The 17890-nt window shown below is 61.6% G+C and carries 22 protein-coding genes; 4 read left to right on the top strand and 18 right to left on the bottom strand.

Going from position 1 to position 17890, the window contains the following annotated elements; all coding sequences use genetic code 11:
* Nucleotides 1-294, top strand: a 294-nt coding sequence (locus tag AB1555_09595; GenBank protein MEW6246950.1) for a hypothetical protein, incomplete at its 5' end; no start/stop codon positions are given.
* A gap of 53 nt (nt 295-347) precedes the next feature.
* Here AB1555_09595 and AB1555_09590 read toward each other — a convergent pair.
* The 12 genes from AB1555_09590 to AB1555_09535 all read right to left on the bottom strand — a co-directional run bounded on the left by AB1555_09590 (nt 348) and on the right by AB1555_09535 (nt 8201).
* Nucleotides 348-809: a hemerythrin domain-containing protein gene (locus tag AB1555_09590; GenBank protein MEW6246949.1), complete on the bottom strand. Its 462-nt coding sequence runs from the start codon at nt 807-809 to the stop codon at nt 348-350.
* 69 nt (nt 810-878) lie between these two features.
* A complete protein-coding gene (locus AB1555_09585; GenBank protein ID MEW6246948.1) occupies nt 879-1181 on the bottom strand; it encodes a YtxH domain-containing protein in 303 nt (100 codons plus the stop codon).
* A gap of 277 nt (nt 1182-1458) precedes the next feature.
* Nucleotides 1459-2013, bottom strand: a complete 555-nt coding sequence (locus tag AB1555_09580; protein ID MEW6246947.1) for a c-type cytochrome — start codon at nt 2011-2013, stop codon at nt 1459-1461.
* A gap of 285 nt (nt 2014-2298) precedes the next feature.
* Nucleotides 2299-2658 carry a DsrE family protein gene (locus AB1555_09575; GenBank protein ID MEW6246946.1) on the bottom strand — a complete coding sequence of 120 codons (360 nt, stop codon included), beginning with the start codon at nt 2656-2658 and terminating at the stop codon, nt 2299-2301.
* Between the two features lie 298 nt (nt 2659-2956).
* On the bottom strand, nt 2957-3370 hold the full coding sequence (locus AB1555_09570) for an OsmC family protein (protein ID MEW6246945.1): 414 nt from the start codon (nt 3368-3370) through the stop codon (nt 2957-2959).
* Nucleotides 3371-3380: 10 nt separating this feature from the next.
* Nucleotides 3381-4178, bottom strand: a complete 798-nt coding sequence (locus tag AB1555_09565) for a sulfite exporter TauE/SafE family protein (protein MEW6246944.1) — start codon at nt 4176-4178, stop codon at nt 3381-3383.
* A gap of 78 nt (nt 4179-4256) precedes the next feature.
* Nucleotides 4257-4694, bottom strand: a complete 438-nt coding sequence (locus AB1555_09560) for a CBS domain-containing protein (protein ID MEW6246943.1) — start codon at nt 4692-4694, stop codon at nt 4257-4259.
* Nucleotides 4695-4799: 105 nt separating this feature from the next.
* Nucleotides 4800-5387, bottom strand: a complete 588-nt coding sequence (locus AB1555_09555; protein ID MEW6246942.1) for a superoxide dismutase family protein — start codon at nt 5385-5387, stop codon at nt 4800-4802.
* A 48-nt stretch (nt 5388-5435) separates the two neighbouring features.
* The gene (locus AB1555_09550) at nt 5436-6683 is read right to left on the bottom strand and encodes an FAD-dependent oxidoreductase (GenBank protein ID MEW6246941.1); all 1248 of its coding nucleotides are present in this window, start codon (nt 6681-6683) and stop codon (nt 5436-5438) included.
* Nucleotides 6684-6808: 125 nt separating this feature from the next.
* The gene (locus AB1555_09545) at nt 6809-7027 is read right to left on the bottom strand and encodes a DUF2892 domain-containing protein (protein MEW6246940.1); all 219 of its coding nucleotides are present in this window, start codon (nt 7025-7027) and stop codon (nt 6809-6811) included.
* 197 nt (nt 7028-7224) lie between these two features.
* Complete coding sequence (locus AB1555_09540) at nt 7225-7368, bottom strand: hypothetical protein (protein ID MEW6246939.1); 144 nt, start codon at nt 7366-7368, stop codon at nt 7225-7227.
* 344 nt (nt 7369-7712) lie between these two features.
* Nucleotides 7713-8201, bottom strand: a complete 489-nt coding sequence (locus AB1555_09535; GenBank protein MEW6246938.1) for a GNAT family N-acetyltransferase — start codon at nt 8199-8201, stop codon at nt 7713-7715.
* A 189-nt stretch (nt 8202-8390) separates the two neighbouring features.
* Between AB1555_09535 and AB1555_09530 the strand changes: the two genes are divergently transcribed.
* Nucleotides 8391-8726, top strand: a complete 336-nt coding sequence (locus AB1555_09530; GenBank protein ID MEW6246937.1) for a DUF2173 family protein — start codon at nt 8391-8393, stop codon at nt 8724-8726.
* Entirely contained in the window at nt 8727-10307 is a 1581-nt protein-coding gene (locus tag AB1555_09525; protein ID MEW6246936.1) for an NAD(P)/FAD-dependent oxidoreductase, read from the top strand.
* 323 nt (nt 10308-10630) lie between these two features.
* On the opposite strand, the gene AB1555_09520 is transcribed toward AB1555_09525, so the two are convergent.
* The 4 genes from AB1555_09520 to AB1555_09505 form a co-directional block, all read right to left on the bottom strand.
* Nucleotides 10631-11005, bottom strand: coding sequence for a hypothetical protein (locus tag AB1555_09520; protein MEW6246935.1), 375 nt, complete (start codon nt 11003-11005; stop codon nt 10631-10633).
* 239 nt (nt 11006-11244) lie between these two features.
* Entirely contained in the window at nt 11245-11979 is a 735-nt protein-coding gene (locus AB1555_09515) for a sugar phosphate nucleotidyltransferase (protein MEW6246934.1), read from the bottom strand.
* The gene (locus AB1555_09510; protein ID MEW6246933.1) at nt 11973-13739 is read right to left on the bottom strand and encodes a PAS domain S-box protein; all 1767 of its coding nucleotides are present in this window, start codon (nt 13737-13739) and stop codon (nt 11973-11975) included. Before AB1555_09510 ends, AB1555_09515 begins: the two co-directional genes overlap by 7 nt.
* Before the next feature lie 443 nt (nt 13740-14182).
* Complete coding sequence (locus AB1555_09505) at nt 14183-14425, bottom strand: hypothetical protein (protein ID MEW6246932.1); 243 nt, start codon at nt 14423-14425, stop codon at nt 14183-14185.
* A gap of 603 nt (nt 14426-15028) precedes the next feature.
* On the opposite strand from AB1555_09505, the gene AB1555_09500 reads away from it, so the two are divergent.
* Complete coding sequence (locus AB1555_09500) at nt 15029-15511, top strand: YbaK/EbsC family protein (GenBank protein ID MEW6246931.1); 483 nt, start codon at nt 15029-15031, stop codon at nt 15509-15511.
* 79 nt (nt 15512-15590) lie between these two features.
* On the opposite strand, the gene AB1555_09495 is transcribed toward AB1555_09500, so the two are convergent.
* Both AB1555_09495 and AB1555_09490 read right to left on the bottom strand, forming a co-directional pair.
* Complete coding sequence (locus AB1555_09495; GenBank protein MEW6246930.1) at nt 15591-16025, bottom strand: OsmC family protein; 435 nt, start codon at nt 16023-16025, stop codon at nt 15591-15593.
* A 92-nt stretch (nt 16026-16117) separates the two neighbouring features.
* A complete protein-coding gene (locus AB1555_09490; protein MEW6246929.1) occupies nt 16118-17755 on the bottom strand; it encodes an acetolactate synthase large subunit in 1638 nt (545 codons plus the stop codon).
* Nucleotides 17756-17890 lie beyond the last annotated feature (135 nt).

Below are 17890 nucleotides of genomic sequence, written 5' to 3'. Positions count from 1 at the left end.
GAAGTCGTGGCCCAGGTGGCCGGTGCGATGTACGAGGACGGGGCGCGCACGACCCGGCGGAGCAGCCTCCTCTTGGTCGGAGGGAGCCTGGTGCTGGTCGCCCTCGTGTGGTTCGGGCAACGGGCCCGTCACCCGGTTCGCCCCATTCCCCCAGAGATATCCCCCCCGATGCGAGACGGAATCCCGGCAGATGTCACATCTCGGCCGGACCACCGCGCGGATTCATCGGCGCCGGCTCCGGAGGAGCCCCGCTATCAGGAGGCGCCCCGGGTGACCGGTGATCCAGGACCGTGAGCGTCGCGCCTTTCGAGCGTTTCCTGCGTGTCACGCAAACGACAGACGGCAGATCAGCCGTGCCCGCAGCAGACCTCGTATCGTTCACTCGGCATCTCCTTCATGGCCTTGAAGAGGGAGGCCCGCTCGCTGTCCTCCAGAACCTTGTCGATCGCCGGATAGAGAATCCGCTCCTCTTTCACGTTGTGTGAAGCGAGGACCGCCAGCAGCCGCTCTTCCTCCTGGTCGCTTTCCGGATTCCGCTCCTTCACTTTCTCGTGAATGGCCTCCAACAGCTCCCCGACCTGCCGGTGCTCCATGCGCATCACCTGCGTGGGTCCGCCTTCGGCGAGGCCGGTCTTCTGCTCCCAGATCGGGAACAGTAGGTCTTCCTCCCAGACGATGTGGCGTTGCAGACCGAACTTGAATTGCTTGAAGGCCTCCTTGGCCTTCGAATAGTCGCTCCGCTTCAGCTTCTGAAACGATGTGAACAGCGCATCGAGCCGCTCGTGATCCTGTTCGAAAGACTCTCGAATCGTCTTCCTCCCATTGTTCTCTCCTTTTCATGCCTCCCTATCAACTTCCCGCCGTCGTCGCTCAGAGCCCTACCTGCCGATTTCTTTCCTGAACGCTTCCTTCCCGGCTTCGAACGCTCCAGTCAGGACTTCCTTTTCCTCCTGCAGGAATTGCTTGCCCCGTTCGATCGCCTCATCCAGCGCGGCCCTGGCTTCTCTGGCCTCCTCCAAAATCTCTTCTTCGGCTTTTCTGGCATAGCCCCGCAATTCCCTGCGCGTCTCTTCCCCGGATTTCGGTGCCAGGAGCAGGCCTGCCATCGTCCCGAGCAGAGCCCCGCTCACGAACGCGAACAAGACAGTCATCCCGGACATTCCGCTATCGCGAGTTTCCATAACCGCACCTCCTTGTTGCAATGAACGTTTGAAGAGCGCCGGACGGTCCACGGAGAGTCAAAGCAGAGGGCATGCCACAGCCTGCGGCGCAACCTGGCGGCGACTTGCGCTGATTTCTCAAGCTCTTCGTTCAGATGAGCCAGCGGGCTGGGATGGCGAAGGACGCGGGTTGAGGCATTCCAGCCCCGGCCCGCTTCCTGCTCTGTTGCAAAAGGCGACATCGGCAGGCAAGACAAGCCAGCGAAAGCCGACAAGGTCGGTTATCGTGCGAATGTCGTTATCGGCCTTCCGGGGATTCTGCGCAGCACTCGCGTTCGCGGGACCCCCTGTCGCCCATCCCACTGCGCGGCCCCATGCCGCGACGCGGGCCCATGTGCTCCCCTGGTACGTGGTCGCCGGCGAAGCTCCGCTCGTACCGGATGATCGCCCAGATCTCCTCGTCCGTCAGCACGTTGCCGAACCCGATCATCGCCGTGCCGGGTGAGCCGTGTTTGATCACCCAGAACACCTCGCCTTCCGTCCGATGTCGCCAGAATCCGTGATGGTGAAAGTTCCGCGGCGAAGGCTCCAGGCCCATTGCCACGATGCCGTCGCCCCGACCGCTCGCGCCGTGACAATTGAAGCAGGTCCCTTTCCCGTGGTAGAGCGCCTTGCCCTTCTCGACCACATCCGGCGCATCCGGCAGCGGATTCGTCAGCGCCCGCGCTTCCGCCAACTTGTCGGACGGCACTCTCGGTTGCAGCATGTTCCGCTCGGCCGCCGACAGCGGCGCCGCGGCGATGAACCCGAGCAACGACACGATCGTGTGAACTCGGCTCCTTCGCATGTCCATTGTCCCTTCCTTTGCTTGGAAAATAGTTGTCATGAGCCTTCGACTCCCCCTGTTTGACCCGTTGCTTGCACCCGTTGCAACGAGAAGAGCAACGGGTACCTGGGGCAACGGGGCCCCGACAATGCCCTATCCGAGCCCCCTCACCTTTATCCTCCACCATCCTGGGGGAGGGGAGGGTGAGGGGGCATTCGCAGGACAGCGAGCAGCAAATAGCTCTGAGCCATTCGCCGCTCGCTGCTGCTCGTTCGCCATTCGCTGTTCGCTATGGGCTATTTTCTACGGGGATCAGAACGCCACGGTGCGGTCACATTCGGCCACGGCCTTGATGTAGTCCGGCATGGCCTTAATCGTGGCACCCGCAACGAGATCGCCTGAGCCGATTTGTCGCGCGACGGCACAGGCGCCGCAGACCCAAATCGGGATACTCGCCGCTTGAGCCGCGGCCAAGAGTTCTTTCAAAGGCGTCAGGTTCACGCCCGTCACGTGGTCCGCGGTTCCTTTCCGCGCTAGTGTGACCGCTTCATTCCACAGCCATAGGATGACATCATGGCCTTGTTCTTTGGCCGTCTTGGCCGCCATGAAGGGGAGCGTGGCCATCGTCGGATCGTCCGTGCCTCGACTGCCGGCAATAATAAAGGTCGCCATTCCTGAACCCTCCGTCCCTTGTCGTTCGTATCTCGTATCTCGCGAGCGACGCTTCACGAGATACGCATCACGCGCCCAATACGGCGCATCCTCGGGCTTGTCGCCCTTCGGCCAATCCTGTTCTTTCCCGGGCAGATCCGGGCGAGGTTGGCTATTATTGATGAACGCCGCCACGGCGACCTTGCCTCGAAGGCTCCGGAGCAGCCCGCAAAGGCCGCAAGGGCCAGTACATAAACAACGGCTCGCTGCCTTGGCCAAGAAGGATCCCGGGCGGTGCTGTCTATCGACCGAACTCGCGTCATGTGACCGATTGGCGCTGCTCCGTCTCGAGCGCGATTTCCACCGTCGGCGGAACGGCCAGCGATTGATGGACCGTGCAGCCGTGCGCGACCTTGAGCAGCCGCTCTCGCTGCTCGGCCGTCACTTCCGCAGGGAGCCGGAGATGGAGCGCCACGGCGCCGACGCGGTGAGGTTGTTCGGCCATGGACCATTCGGCGTCGATCGTGAGCCCGTCGGCGGGAATGCGATGTCTCGCGCAGAACCGGGCGACGAAGTAGCCGACGCAACCGGCGAGCGAGCCGACGAACAGTTCGACCGGGCTCATCCCGGCGTCCTCTCCGCCGTCTTCAACAGGCTGGTCGGTGACCACACTATGACGGCCGCTGGTCAAGTTGAATCGCGTGCCGCCCTGATAGGTCACGGTGAGCTTCATACTGACTCCCTCAAAGCGAGGCGCTCAAAAGTTTGATCGTGTTGACCGTGATCAACCAGAGCGCGAGACCGACCGTGATCGTCGCGGCGGTCGCGCTCATCGCTTTGGGCGACACCGGTTGGCCGAGCCGCGCGCCGAGCAGGATGCCAGCCGCGCTGCCCGTGATCACCAAGGCGGTCGACCTCGGATCGAGCGCGCCGAACTGCAGATGGCCCAGGATGCCGCCGATCGAGATCAGCGCAATGATCGTCAGGGAAGTCCCCACCGCCATCCTTGGGGCAAATCCCAGCACGAGCACCAAGGTCGGCACGATCATGAAGCCGCCCCCGACGCCGAAAAATCCGTTCACCGCGCCCACCGCGAACCCGATGGCCGCGACTTTCACCCAGCACGTCCGGGGAAAGGCCGCGGCGCACGGTTTCTCCCCTTCCGGCAACGAACCGAGACCGCCGTACTGCACCATGAGAGCCCGCGCGACCAGGAGCATGACGCCGAACCCGATCAGCAGGACTTCGCCCCGAACCAGCTTATGGGCGTACGCGCCGGCCCACGAGCCGATCATGCCGGTCCAACTGAAAGCCAGAGCCGCTTTGGCCTTGATCTGCCCGATCCTGCCGTATTCCCACACACCCAGCAGCGCCGAGGCGGCGACGATTACCAACGACATGCCGGCCGCCTGCTGCACCGGGATGCCGGCGATGTAGACCATCATCGGCACCGCCAGGAGTGCTCCGCCTGTCCCCGTGGCTCCGAGCTGCAGGCCGATGGGGACGCCTGCCGCCACCGTGAGAGCCGCTTGCCAGATCATAGAGAGCGATCCGCCGTGGAGCCGGATCCTCTACCTGAAGCATCCCTCGATAGAGGGATCGCATGTCGGGAAAGGATGCTACGCTTCCAAGCCCATCCCGAGACCAAGCCCGATCCAGGCGCGCAGGAGATCATGCCTGGTGACCGTATAGGCCACTTCGCCGTTCTTCTCCACCGGCAGGTTCAGGAGACGCTTTTCTTCCATGATTTTCACCGCCTCTTGGATGGTCGTCGTATCTTTGATCGCAATCCGATCCTTGGCCATGATCTGGTCGGCGGTGCATTGGTTCAGATCCTTTCCAGCCTCGAGCGCGCGAAGGACGTCGAACTCGCTGATGAATCCGATGAAACGGTTTTTCTCGTCTACGACCGGCGCCCCCGGTGTGTGCGTGGAGAGCAGCTCGACCGCGACCGCCAATCCGTCCTGCTTGGCGTAAAACTTCAGCTCATTCGTGGGCACGATCTGCCCGACGGTTTTCAGTCCCCCGACCGGTACTCCTACAGCGACATTCGCCATGGCTCCCTCCTTGATGGATTTGAATGATGGTTGACGTTCCCGCCGTTCAGCCACTGCGGCCAGTCCGGCGCATCTTCACGCGACGCTCCTCCGCCGCGCCTTGCCTTACTCCCTGATGATCACGCCGCACGCGATCCGGGCTCCCCCGGGTGCATCTTTGTTCGGAGGATCCGGGAGATACTTGTCCTCCTGCTCATGGATGATGAATGCGCTCCCGTCTTGGTCGAACAGCGTGGTCAGGCCCGGCGAAAGCGTGACACGGCTCGTGATCGTGTAGAGCGAGCCTTTCCGGTCTTCATTGACCACAAGGTTGGGCAGGTCGCCCAAGTGATAGGGATGATCCCCCAGGCCCGGACTCACGTTCGCCTCGGGATTGACCTGTGGATCCACGTTGCCGTCATAGTGTCCCTTGGCCGCCGCAAACGGCTCGCAGTTCCCCGTCTCGTGAACATGGATTGCATGCCGTCCCGGAGTGAGCTTGCTGTCCGCCGTCCCCTCGATTTTGAGCCTGATCCGCACCCGGCCTTCGTACTCTTCAGAGAGGTGCGCCTCGCCGGTAATTCCAGGCCCAGCCAGCATCGCTTTCGCTTTCAGCGGGGCGTCCAGTTTGCCCGTGTGAAATCCGGTGCAGCCGACGACAGCGAGCAATGTGGCGGCAACGATAAAAGAGTTGGCTGTCCAATTTCTTCTCATAGGAATGCCTCCGTTGGAGATTTTCTCGCTGGGAATCGGCCTGTCCGCTCACGCCTGTTGGTGCAACTTGGCAATGCCGACGGCCTTCAGGATCGCTTTCTCGTAGTAGGGCTCGCTCACGCCCTTTTTCATCTTGTGGAGGAAATATTTTTCCAGGGCGACCTTGGCGAGATGCACCCATTTGCCCTTCTTCGCCCAGGTGACGTCGCGCGGCGCCATCTGCGGCAAGGCCACGAACGCCACGCCCGTGTCGCCCATGTCGGCCAGACAGATCGCGTTCCAGGTCGCCGTCTCGCGCTTGGGGTTGTTCTCGATGTCCGCCTTGATGTTGTGCACGGCCGCCGAAACCATCGACTCGATCATGTAGCCGGTCTTGGGCGCGCCGGTCGGGACCGGGGTCTGCTCGACCGGCGGGATCGCCACACACACGCCGACCGCGTAGATATTCTTGTATTTGGGATTGGCCTGGTAGGCGTCGATGTTGACGAAGCCTTTCGGGTTGCACAACCCGGGTGTGCCCGCCACCGCGTCCACGCCAGCGAACGGCGGGATGAACATCGAATAGCGGAAGGGAATTTCCTGGCCGTCCTCCAGCAGCAACTTTCCCGGCTGGACTTCCTTGATCGCGACGTTCGGGATGGCCTTGATCGAGTGCTCCGCGAACTCGTCTTCCATCAAACGCCGGGACTTACCCACGCCGGCCAGCCCCATGTGCCCGATGTAGGGCTCGGCCGTGACGAAATAGATCGGCACCTTCCGGCGGAGTTTCTTCTTGCGCAGGTCCGCATCCAGGATGAACGCCATTTCGTAGGCCGGTCCGAAGCAGGACGCGCCCTGCGCCGCGCCCACCACGATCGGCCCCGGATCTTTGAGAAACGCCTGGTACGCGCCCCAGGCCTGCTCCGCGTGGTCCACGGTGCAGACCGACTGAGTGTAGCCGCTCGGCCCCAGCCCCGGCACCGCAGGAAAGTTCAGTTTCGGCCCGGTAGCAATGATCAGGTAGTCGTACGGCACCTCGCCTTTGGCCGTGACGACCCGGTTCTGTTCGGGCTCGATCCGCTCCGCCGCGGCATGGATGAACTCGATCCCTTTTTTCTCCAGCACCGGGCCGAGCGGGAAGCTGATGTCCTTCCGTTTTCTCCACCCGACCGCCACCCAGGGATTGGACGGCACAAAATGAAAGTAGTCCACATTCGAGACGACTGTGACCTTGTGCTTCTTGTCCAGCATCGCCCGCGCCTCATAAGCCGCCGGCAATCCGCCGATCGATGCGCCGATGATCGCCACTCGTGCCATTGGTTCCTCCTGCGTCAGTTCAAGTCAATCGTCAACCACAAGCGTCAAGCGCCAAACGTTAACCGTCATTCGACCAAAGACATCACAGTCCCCATGAGCGATGGCTCACCCACGCATGATGAACATCATGAACGGGCAAGCGGCTTTGCCGCACAGGTGTTGATGCCGAACAGTCTCCAGGCCGGGCAGAAGCCGATCGCGCCCGTGACGAGCGCTACGATCCCGACGGCCGCCATGATCCCGGCATCGACCGGCGGCAGGTCCGACAGAGCGCCGACAGCGAGCAGCAGCACTCCCAACACGATGCGAATCGGCCGTTCGACTCCACCGACGTTGCACGTCATGGCCGCACCCCCTTGATTCAAGCCGTCAGGTATCAGCGGTCAGCTTTCAGCCCTGAATGAAAATCTCAGCAAGAACGACCGGCGAAAAGTTTCCCCTCTCGGTCAGTATGAGTCACCTTACTGGAAATGGATTCATCCTGATCCAGACTTGTCCTCTCTTGACGCTACGATCGAACCTTCAGGCTGACGGCTGATGACTATTTCACCACCGCGAACCGATACAGATCGTGACACGTCGTGCAGCGGGCCGTCATGCTCGACAGGCGCTGAAGAAGTTGCCGTGGCGTTTCGTTCTGTGCGACGGCGTCCGCGAGGGCGTCCATATCCTTGTGGATCGACATCCATATTTGTCCTGTTTTTTCTTCTCCATCCTTTCCCTTGTCGCTCTCCCAGGATTGGAAAGGTTTGCGATGAGCGTGCCACGCATAGCTCCGGGCAGAAGGCCCGGAGAAACGCTTGAGATTCGAGGCTTACGAGGAACCTGGGCTCAAGAAGAACGAAGCGAACGGGGGAGAAAGACCCCACTGAGAGGCGTGTTCACTGGTGCGGGATGCCACACCGCAGGAACGTGAAGACGATCTTCCCTTCGGCGACCCCTGATGAAAAGCACGGCTGAGCGAGCGGCACGAGGCAAGGGGCAAGGAGTTCAACTCCTAGCCTCTAGCCTCATGCCTCTAGCCCATTTTCATCCCAGTTCCCGTCGCATGCGGAGGCCGTCGTACCGGTTGCCGTAATACGCAGGAAGGCGTCTCACCGGATCGAAGCCTCGGTTCGTGAAGAAGCGAACGGCGCCGGTGTTCGCCGTGGCGACCTCGATCGTCAGGCGCTTGGCACCGCGGCGTTTAGCCTCTTCGGTAAATCGCCGTACCAAGAGCCCTCCGATCCCTTGGTTCCGCATCGCCGGAGTAACGGCCAGGCTTTCGATCCGCGCGGCCCCCCGCCGAGCACCTCCACCGCAGGAGCCGGCGACGTAGCCGAGCAGGAGACCATGCCGGACGGCCACGAAGACGATCGCCCGCGGGTTTCGAAGGAAAGACGCGAACTGCGACCGGTTGAATCGATGCGGGCGGTAGTATTCCGTGTCAAAACATTCCTGCTCCAAGGCGAGCAAATCAGGCATGTCGTGCTCAGACGGCAGACGAATCTCGACTTGATTGCTGTTCCTCTTGGTCATGCTCCGGCTCCGGCTTCCTCGTGGGTCTCATCGCCAGGTTACCCTCCCCGGCGATCGGGAGAGAAGAGGCCGGTAGAAGCGGTCAAGGGCCGAGAGTATGATTTTGACAGATGCTGAATCTTTAGGGCCGAAGTATGCACTGGTCTCAACGGATCGGACAAATGCGATGTGCAGCAAGAGAGGTGTGCCATGGCAACACTCGATCAACTCATGCAGGTCAAAGGAGTGGTGGCGGCAGGTGAATTCACGCCCACCGGTGAGCTGGTGGACTACAAGTCATCAGTGCACATGCCGCAGGATCAAGCAGGCATGACGGCTCAGTTCTGCGGCACGGTCAGCATCATGTTCAATACCTTGGCCAAAGCCTATTCACACATGTATACGAACATGAGTTGGCTGCCTCCCAAGTTCTGGGCCTACGGAGGGGGCGATATGGCGGTGTGCGTGGGCGGAACGAAAGGGGTGTTCGTCGAAATCGCGAAGGCCGACTTCAATCAACTGTTCAAGATGCTCGCCGAGGGGTGAATGGGGAGTGACTACGACGCCATCATTATCGGGGCCGGGCACAACGGATTGGTGGCCGCCTGCTATCTGGCCCGCGCCGGCTGGAAGGTGCTGGTGCTCGAACGGCGGCACATTGTGGGCGGAGCCTGCGTGACCGAAGAAGTGTTTCCCGGCTTCAAGGTTTCGACCGCCGCCTATGTCGTCAGCCTGTTTCGCCCGGAGATCGTCCGCGACTTCCGTCTGGACGCCTATGGCTTGAGGATTCTGGAGCGCATTCCCTCTTCCTTCACTCCGTTTCCCAACGGGCGCTTTCTCCTGCTGGGAGTCGACCACGATTTGAACTGCCGGGAGATTGCCAAGTTCAGCGTCCGCGACGCGGACAACTACGCCCGATACCAGGACTGGCTCGAAGGGCTCGCGGAAAGCCTTGAGCCGCTGCTGACCATGACTCCGCCGAATCTCCGTCGCCCCGGGCATCGAGACCTCTGGACCATGCTCAAACTTGCTCGCGCGCTGACGCGGGCCGGCGCTCGGCTCGGCGACTTGGTTGAACTCCTGACCGGAGCGGCCCGGCCGATCCTCGATCGTTGGTTCGAGTCGGAGGAGCTCAAGGCGACGCTGGCGACCGATGCCGTCATCGGCGCCATGGCCTCGCCCTCGACGCCTGGGACCGCCTATGTCCTGTTTCACCACGTGATGGGAGCAACCAACGGGAAACGAGGAATCTGGGGCTACGTTCAAGGCGGGATGGGAGGATTGACCCAAGCGTTGGCACGGGCGGCTCGTGACCTGTCGGTCACCATTCGCTGCGAGGCTGAGGTCAGCCACATCCTGGTCAAGAACGGGAAAGTCGCCGGTGTCGCGCTGACCAACGGGGACGAGTTCAAGGCGCCGGTGGTCGTCAGTAACGCCGATGCGCATGTGACGTTCACCCGTTTGCTTGATCCCAAGTGTCTGCCGGAGGATTTCCTGCAGGCGGTGCGGCGGATCGACTACCGCAGCGCGTCGCTCAAAATCAATCTGGCCTTGTCCGAACTCCCGAGCTTCCTTGCCTGTCCCGGCACGAAGCCTGGCCCCCAGCATCGAGGAACGATTCATATTTGCCCCGATCTCGATTACATCGAGCGGGCCTACGATGATGCCAAGTACGGCCGCCCCTCGGACCGCCCGATTCTCGAGTGCACCATCCCCTCGGTGGTCGATCCCTCCGTCGCCCCGCCGAACTTCCACCTGATGTCGATGTTCGTCCAGTATGCGCCGTACAGCCTGCGTGCGGCGACGTGGGATCACATGCGGGAGAGCTTTGCGGATCGCTGTGTGGATCTGTTGACGGAATATGCGCCGAACTTCACCGCATCGATCGTCGCCCGGCAGGTCTTGACGCCCCTGGACCTCGAGCGAACGTTCGGCCTGACCGGAGGTAATATCTTTCAAGGAGCGATGACGCTGAATCAGTTGTTTTGTTTTCGGCCCGTGCCCGGCTATGCGGATTATCGAACGCCGATAGCCGGATTGTATCTGTGCGGAGCAGCCGCCCATCCGGGCGGCGGCGTGATGGGAGCCGCCGGCTATAATGCCGCGCGCGAGATCCTGCGAAAGTAGGCGCGAGGCTAGCGGCCCGAGGCTAGCAGGTTGTTGAAAAACTATTTCGGCGCCATCGAACCGCAGGACCTCGGCAGATGACAAACAGGATCAGAATAGCCGGCAGGATGTTCAAAAAGGCCGTCCAGCGCGGCCGCAGCGAGCGAAGAGGCGAGGCGTACTCTTCGCGGTACGTTGAGCCTCTGAGCGATGCGAGAACAAAGCTGGCGGACTTTTTCAACATCCTGCTAGAGGCAGGAGGTCGGAATCTTGGGGCGCGAGAGTCGGGGCGAGAGGTGGTGCAACGATGAATTCTGTGAATAGAGCATTCTGGATGGCTTCGATCATTCATCAATTCGTAATTCAGAATTCCTAATTTTGGGCACTGCCCCCTGACCCGGCCCAAGCTCCTGCATCGTCAGCACGATCCGCGACCGTTGAAGCCCTTGTGGGTTCGGCAACCCCAGTCCACGCAGCCACACCGGTTCTTGCTGCTCGTCGATTTGGCACCGGACTTCGAACGGCGTCCAGTTCTGGGACGCCACACGCCGGCCCAATTCCTCCACAATTTTCCTCGCGACATTGGTCACGCCGTGGGGCAGACTGCCCGACAGGGGGTCCTGCTCTCCCACGTCCGTTTTGAGAGCGGTTGGCCTTAGCCATGCCATGGCCGCCCGGCTGGCATAGAGCACGCGCAGTGAAGGCGAGAGGACGATCACGCCGACCCAAGCGTCGTGCCGACGCCCGCTTTCCTGGTCAGAGTGGACTCGCTGAACTCGCCGTCCATGGGCAATATCCTCCCCGGCCTCCGGAATACGACTCGACCGCTGCGGTGAGGGTGCAAACCGTGTCCAGAAGGCTTCCGCTTCCAGACGGGAGCCGCTGGTCAGAAGCCGTAGGTCGGTTTTTCCTGAGTTCGATTGTCGGGTCCCTTCGCATGGCACGATGTCCGTCCCTGTTACAGGCCCGCCATCGCGCGCCCTTCGCTGGCCGTCAATCCGGTCGGCGCGAACGGCCTGTCGAGACAGGCCAACGGAAACGCGGGCTGGCGGCCGATCCGTCGCAGCGAATCGGCAATCCGTTCGGGCCTCCCCCAATCGCTCCAGAGCACTTCTTTCATCTCGATGACCGCGGTCTGTTCTGGAATCCGTTGGAGCAAACCGGATGAAAAATTGTCACTCGGCATCTGGTGATAAATGAGATCAAGCACTCTGGCTTCGTGCGGCGTGCCGATTGCCAGGTGCAAGCGCTCGAACAACGGCATCAAGTCGGGGAAACACCGGCAACCCAAGTCCCAGAGAGTCTGCGCGTTGGCGGCGAACACCGACGCATTCCACAGCGCGCCCGCAGCGAGCGCCGCATCAGCTTCAGCCGGCGTCGGTCGCTCGGAAAAAGCCCGTACCGCCTGGACCCGATAATTCGACGAGCAATCGAGCTGTTCGCCGGGCAGGATCCACCCATAGTTCAATTCAAGGCGATCCGGAGTCACCCCGAGCAACACGAGTCGATCAGGAAGCCAGTCGGCGGTCAAGACGGCCCGCCGGACCGAGTCGAGGAACCGCTGTTCCGGATACACGAAATGGTCCGATGGGTAGACGATCACGGTGGCCTCGGCGTCGCGGGCCACGATATAGGTCAGCGGGAGAAAGATCCCGGCCGCCGTGCCTCGGTCGGCCGGCTGCAGGATCACCATACCTGATGGTGATGAATGAGCGCGTGCATGTTCTTTCCCACCAATTCTTCGGGCTGATACCCCAGCATTTTCGCCCCGGCCTTGTTGATGAAGGTGCATCGGCCTTGCAGGTCCAGCCCATAGATGCCCTCGCCGGTGGATTCCAACAGCAGCAGCCGATCGTTCAGCAGCTTCTCCCGCTCCGCCTCGGCCCGCTTCCGCTCCGTGATGTCCCGAAGAATCCCGGTGAAGAACAGACCGGATTTAGCATGCCAGGCGGCAAGGGTGAGCTCCAAAGGAAACTCGGTACCATCCTTTCTTAATCCGAAGAGCTCGAACATGTTTCCCGTCACCGTCAATCGCCCCGCTGCCACGGCTCGCTTGATCCCCAGTTCATGGGCCTCTCTGAAGCGCTCAGGGATGATGCGGGTCACGGGACGCCCGACGATTTCCTGCATGGAATAGCCGAACATGTCCTCGGCTCCCTTGTTCCAGAACGACACCTTGCCCTCGTGGTCCAGCGACACAATCGCATCTTTCGTGGACTCCACGATCGAACGCAATCGTTCTGCATGGTCGCGGAGCGCCTCTTCTGCCCGCTTCCGCTCCGAGACATCGCGTGCAATGCCCATCACACCGACCACCCGCCCGCCGTTCACATGGGGAACAAGGGTCGTTTCCACCGTCAAATAGCCGCCTTCCTTCCTGCGCATATGCAAGGCCGTTGTGAGTACCTCGCGCTCCGTCACCGTATGTGCCACGAGGTCCGCCGTGAACAGCAGATCGTCCGGATGAAGGAGGTCGCCGAAGGGTTTTCCCATCCACTGGCCGCAGGACCAGCCCGTCAGCCGCTCAAAAGCAGGGTTCAGTGAGGTGATGATGGCGTCTTTGAAGATGGTGAAAATGATGTCCTGAGCGCTCTCGATCAAACTTCGGAGCCGATGCTCGGAGTCGCGCAACTCCGCCTCCACGAGCTTGTGATGGGTGATGTCGTGAAACACCACGACACTTCCACGCGCGGTCCTATCGTCACCCTGTAACCTCCTCGTGCTCACGGTCAGCCAGGAGCCTCGGGCGCTCCCCGTTCGGCGGATAAACAGCTCCACGTTATTGACCTCGTCTCCCCGGAAGACTTGCAGGAGCGGTAAGTCCGCACTCCGAGACGGCGAAGCCATGTCAGGGCACAACGCGTCCATCCGCTGTATCCACTCTGCTGATGAGACTCCCGCCGGCGGAATAACCAATATCCGCTCGGCCGCCGGGTTGAACATCACGGGTATGCCCGCTTCGTCAACGACCACGACGCCTTCCCCCATGCTGCACAAAATGGAACGGAGCAACCGGGCTTGCGCGCGCAGGGTTCGCTCGGACTGTTTCAACGCCGCCTCCATGCGTTTTCGTTCGACGGCGTAGCGCAGAGCTCGGGTCAGGAGAGCGCCGGTCACCTGGCCCTTGACCAGGTAGTCCTGCGCTCCGGCCTGGATCAACCGGAGTCCCAGCGCTTCATCCTCGACGCTGGTCAGGACGACGATGGGCACGCCGTTCGCGGCCGCATGCATGCGGGTCAGCGTCTCGAGGCCATGGCTGTCCGGGAGCGAGAGATCCAGCAGCACGACATCCGGCTTCTGGCCAGCCACCAGTTCGATGGCTGTCGCGAGCCGGTCAACCTGCGTCACCTGAACCCGGGACGCGCCGGCCTCAGCCAGATGTTCCTTCAACAACCGAGCGTCGCACCGGTTATCTTCTATCAAAAGAATGCGCAAGGAATTCTGACTCGTCATTCGTCACTCGACTGGCGCGACGGGCGTGACTCGCAACGCTTCGCCGCGCGGGAGCTCCCGTGTTGCGCTCTGTGCTGTGCCGGTGCGCTGCGCCCCTGGCCCCGGCGAGGAAGTCTGTGGTCGTCGGTCGTGTACTCGCACAGGCTCCAGCGGCCTTCCCGGTTATTCAGGCCGGTCGGCCATCGCAGCATCACTTTCGAGGCCTGTTCAGGCTTCACACCGGGACCCATTGCAGTCCCAGAGCAATGGGTCCCGGCCCGACCGTTTGCAGACCCACCTCAAGTGGGCCGGTGTTCCAAGAGCCTCGACCAGTCGGTTCCCCTTCCGGCCACCTTGGTAGCTGCTGGGGTGTCCCGATAACGCCCCGGTCAGGATTCGCACCTGCAAGCCACACAGCGCCTTTTCACGGCCCACTGAAGAATGCGGGCTGGTTTACTTCCCGCTCATCCCAGGTCGCGATCATGATGACTCTCAGCAAACGTCCGGATATCCACGACCCGCCGAAACAGAATCCGGTCGATGGTATCCGCCGCCCCGACCGCCGTCCTGGCCAGATCCTCGCCTCGTTCACGAACCACGGAAGCCCGCAAGAAGGCCAGCGAAAACAGCGCGATGCCCACCCCGATCGCGAAGGATGACAGCAGGAGGAAAGGAAGGGACAGTTCCGACCACCGACTGCTCGTCACGGATATCGATGCTGCGCGACTCAACGCTCGGGTCCTCTGCTGTCAAAACAGCCAACGGCGAGCAGCGAAGAGCTGTCAGCTTTACCCCTCACTCCCTTTCCCCTTTTTAAGGGAAGGATCTCCTGGGGGGCATTTACGGATACCTGCGGGGGATATTGCGCGGCGAGAAACTCGTGCAAGCGAAGGCGAACGCTAAGCGCGGAGGATGTGTCGCGGGAATAGGATCTGGACGAAGATCGGCACGAGGCACAACACGAATGCGCAGGTGAAGCGTGCGCGGGGTCCGCATGCTGGTTCTCGGCTACAGCAAACCCTGGGAACGGAACACAAAAAAGCAGCGGGAGAATAGCAGGCTTCACCGGCCGAGACAAGCGAGCGCCGCCGTTATCCGTTATCCGTTATCCGTTATACGTTTTCCGTTCCCCGTTTTCCGACCAACGGTTAACAGTCAACGGGTCGCGGTTTCCGGTTTACGGACAAAAAGCCCGACAGCCGCAGCTTTTCTGGGCATTGAACAAGAGAAGGAAAGGGAATAGGCTGAGGCGTGGAACAATGATGCCGTGACCGGTCTCAGACCAACATTCTCCGCGCAGGAGGTACGCTATGGCCATCACACGCAAACTCCAAGAGTATCTTGATCGCGAACACGTCCACTACGATGTTTTGCGGCACCCGGAGGCCTTCCGGGCCCTCGCCATCGCCCACTCGCTCCATGCCCCCGAGAAGGAGATGGCCAAGGTCGTGATCGTGAGAGTGGACGGGCGGTTCGTCATGACCGTGTTGCCCGCGAGTTGGAATCTGGATCTCCATCGGCTCCGAGACCTGTTTCCGACCCACCATGTTCGGTTGGCGACCGAGGATGAACTCAAGGACCTCTTCCCCGACTGCGAACTGGGCGCCATGCCGCCGTTCGGGAATCTCTACGGACTGGACGTGTATGTGGATCGATCGCTGGCCGAAGACGAGCACATCTTCTTTCAAGCCGGCAATCACTGCGAAGCGGTCCGGATGCGGTATGCCGACTTTGCCGCGCTGGTCTTTCCGAGGGTGGCGGAACTCCATCGTTCGCCCTCGGAAGTCTGGTGAGAAGGAAAGAAAAGAGAACGCGCGTAACGGCTGTCGGGGTTTCCAGGAAATCGCGCGAGGAGTTTGTGGTTCTCTCTCTTCACACGATCGTCGCCTCCATCGTGATGTTTGTCTTGACCGAATTGGAGATCAGACAGTTGGCTTCGGCCTTGGCGAGGATCTCTTGGGCCTTGGCGGAATCAACGCCCGGCGCCAGCGTCACTCTGGGCTTCAAGACCACCGCCGTCACTTGAAGCTTGCCGCCCGTCAATTCGACGCGCCCTTCGGCGTCGCTCTCATAAGCCGTGAACGCCAGGCCGGCCCGCTCGGCGAACGCGAGGAAGGTGCTCATCACACAGCTATTGATCGAGGCGACAAAGAGATCTTCCGGCGACCACATCCCTTCGTGTCCCTTGAACTCCGGAGGCGTCGCGACCTGGATCTCCGGTTTTCCGGGCGATGCCATCACGCCCATCTTCTTCTCGGTCCATTTGACCGTCGTGCGGTACGTGTAGACCTTGCTACGGACCTCCATATCGCCCTCCGGGTGAAATGATGAATGAGGAATTCTGAATGATGAATGGTGAGTCTCGCCCTTCATCCAACTCATCATTCAGAATTCAGAACTCAGAATTCCTGTTTGAGCCGCTCCGCCAACCTGAGGTTCTCCGAGTAATCCACCGGACAATCGATCACCGCCGGTTTGCCGCAGGCGAGGGCTTCCTTGAGGACGGCGCCCAACTCCGTCGGTCCCTCGACTCGATAACCGACCGCGCCGAAGCTCTCAGCATAGGCGACGAAGTTTGGATTGCCGAACTCGACCCCGGACGTCCGCCCGAACTTGAGTTGCTGCTTCCAGCGGATGACGCCGTACCCGTCGTCCCGCCAGATCAGGACGACGAGCGGCAGACGGAGCCGCACGGCGGTCTCCATTTCCTGCGAGTTCATCAGGAACCCGGCGTCGCCGGTGACGGCCACTACCTGTCGCTGCGGGAACAGCAGCTTGGCCGCAATGGCGCCGGGCAACGCAATGCCCATGGAAGCGAACCCATTGGAGATGAGGCAGGTATTCGGCACCTCGCAGGGGAACATTCTAGCCATCCAGAGCTTGTGGGCGCCGACATCGCAGACCACCAGGGCGTCCGATCCGAGCGCCGCGCGCAGTTCGCGCACGATGTGCTGCGGCCGCATGGGCCACAAGGGCGGAGCCGCCCATTCCGCATCGAAGGCCGCCTGAATCCGTTCCCGCGTGGCTTTGGCCCACTGCGGCTCGAAGGACGTGAGCTGGTCCCCGATCTGGTCGAGCGACAGCGAGAGATCGCCCAGCACGCCGACATCGACGATGTAATGCGCATCCACTTCGGCGGGCGTCACATCCACATGGACGATGTGCTTGTCCCGGTTCGGATTCCAGAAGCAGGGGGCGTATTCGACCAGGTCGTAGCCGACCGCGATCACCACGTCGCTGTCGGCGAAGACCGCCGCCGAATAGTCCTGCATTTGCAGGCCGATCGTGTACAGGGACAGCGGATCGCTGTCCGGCATGACCCCCTTGCCCATGAAGGTGTGGGCGACGGGAATATGGCACTGGCGGGCCAACCGGCGCAGCGCCTCATGCGCGCGGCCGCGCACCACCCCGTTGCCCGCGAGGATGATCGGCCGGCGGGCTTTGGCGATCACCTCCGCCGCCCGGTTCACCTGCGCGGTCAGCGGCTCCGGCAAGAACGGGAATTGGACGCGCAACGGGCTGTGATAGGACAAGTCGGCGACCTGTTGAGCGGCGACGTCCTCGGGCAACTCCAGATGCGTGGCCCCCGGCTTTTCGGTTTGTGCGACCTTGAAGGCTTTGCGCACCGTTTCCGGAATGATCTGGGGGGTGAACAGCTCGGCGTTCCATTTGGTCACCGGCCTGAACATGGACAGGACATCGATGAATTGATGCGATTCTTTGTGCATGCGGTCCAGCGACGCCTGCCCCGTGATCGCCACGAGCGGCGCGCCGTCCAGATAGGCGTCGGCCACGCCGGTCAGGAGATTGGTCGCGCCCGGCCCCAGCGTGGAGAGACACACCCCGGCCCGGCCCGTCAGTCGCCCATGCACGTCGGCCATGAACGCCGCGCCCTGCTCGTGGCGCGTGACGATGAAGCGGATGGGCGAGCCCAACAGCGAGTCCATGACGTCGAGGTTCTCTTCGCCGGGCACCCCGAAGACAAAATCCACCCCTTCATGTTCCAGACAGCGCACGAGCAGATCCGACGCCTTCATAATCGCTTTCAGCCAACAGCCATCAGCGCCACTCGGATGGTCGCGAAACGAGCGCCACTGGCGGGCACCCATTGCTCCCGGATGCAATGGGTCCCGGCGCGACTCGTCATTCGTCAAACGTCATTCGTCAATCGA

It is taken from the genome of Nitrospirota bacterium (assembly GCA_040755395.1).
Lineage (GTDB): Bacteria > Nitrospirota > Nitrospiria > Nitrospirales > Nitrospiraceae > DATLZU01.
The sequence above is the reverse complement of the archived record's forward strand: the minus strand, read 5'-3'. Positions and strand labels throughout refer to the sequence as shown.

Excerpts from the sequence above, each read along its gene's own strand:
- AB1555_09585 (MEW6246948.1), bottom strand. The coding sequence starts at position 1,181 with ATGGAAACTCGCGATAGCGGAATGTCCGGGATGACTGTCTTGTTCGCG.
- AB1555_09580 (MEW6246947.1), bottom strand. The coding sequence starts at position 2,013 with ATGGACATGCGAAGGAGCCGAGTTCACACGATCGTGTCGTTGCTCGGG.
- AB1555_09575 (MEW6246946.1), bottom strand. The coding sequence starts at position 2,658 with ATGGCGACCTTTATTATTGCCGGCAGTCGAGGCACGGACGATCCGACG.
- AB1555_09570 (MEW6246945.1), bottom strand. The coding sequence starts at position 3,370 with ATGAAGCTCACCGTGACCTATCAGGGCGGCACGCGATTCAACTTGACC.
- AB1555_09565 (MEW6246944.1), bottom strand. The coding sequence starts at position 4,178 with ATGATCTGGCAAGCGGCTCTCACGGTGGCGGCAGGCGTCCCCATCGGC.
- AB1555_09560 (MEW6246943.1), bottom strand. The coding sequence starts at position 4,694 with ATGGCGAATGTCGCTGTAGGAGTACCGGTCGGGGGACTGAAAACCGTC.
- AB1555_09555 (MEW6246942.1), bottom strand. The coding sequence starts at position 5,387 with ATGAGAAGAAATTGGACAGCCAACTCTTTTATCGTTGCCGCCACATTG.
- AB1555_09550 (MEW6246941.1), bottom strand. The coding sequence starts at position 6,683 with ATGGCACGAGTGGCGATCATCGGCGCATCGATCGGCGGATTGCCGGCG.
- AB1555_09545 (MEW6246940.1), bottom strand. The coding sequence starts at position 7,027 with ATGACGTGCAACGTCGGTGGAGTCGAACGGCCGATTCGCATCGTGTTG.
- AB1555_09540 (MEW6246939.1), bottom strand. The coding sequence starts at position 7,368 with ATGTCGATCCACAAGGATATGGACGCCCTCGCGGACGCCGTCGCACAG.
- AB1555_09535 (MEW6246938.1), bottom strand. The coding sequence starts at position 8,201 with ATGACCAAGAGGAACAGCAATCAAGTCGAGATTCGTCTGCCGTCTGAG.
- AB1555_09530 (MEW6246937.1), top strand. The coding sequence starts at position 8,391 with ATGGCAACACTCGATCAACTCATGCAGGTCAAAGGAGTGGTGGCGGCA.
- AB1555_09525 (MEW6246936.1), top strand. The coding sequence starts at position 8,727 with ATGGGGAGTGACTACGACGCCATCATTATCGGGGCCGGGCACAACGGA.
- AB1555_09515 (MEW6246934.1), bottom strand. The coding sequence starts at position 11,979 with ATGGTGATCCTGCAGCCGGCCGACCGAGGCACGGCGGCCGGGATCTTT.
- AB1555_09510 (MEW6246933.1), bottom strand. The coding sequence starts at position 13,739 with ATGACGAGTCAGAATTCCTTGCGCATTCTTTTGATAGAAGATAACCGG.
- AB1555_09500 (MEW6246931.1), top strand. The coding sequence starts at position 15,029 with ATGGCCATCACACGCAAACTCCAAGAGTATCTTGATCGCGAACACGTC.
- AB1555_09495 (MEW6246930.1), bottom strand. The coding sequence starts at position 16,025 with ATGGAGGTCCGTAGCAAGGTCTACACGTACCGCACGACGGTCAAATGG.
- AB1555_09490 (MEW6246929.1), bottom strand. The coding sequence starts at position 17,755 with ATGAAGGCGTCGGATCTGCTCGTGCGCTGTCTGGAACATGAAGGGGTG.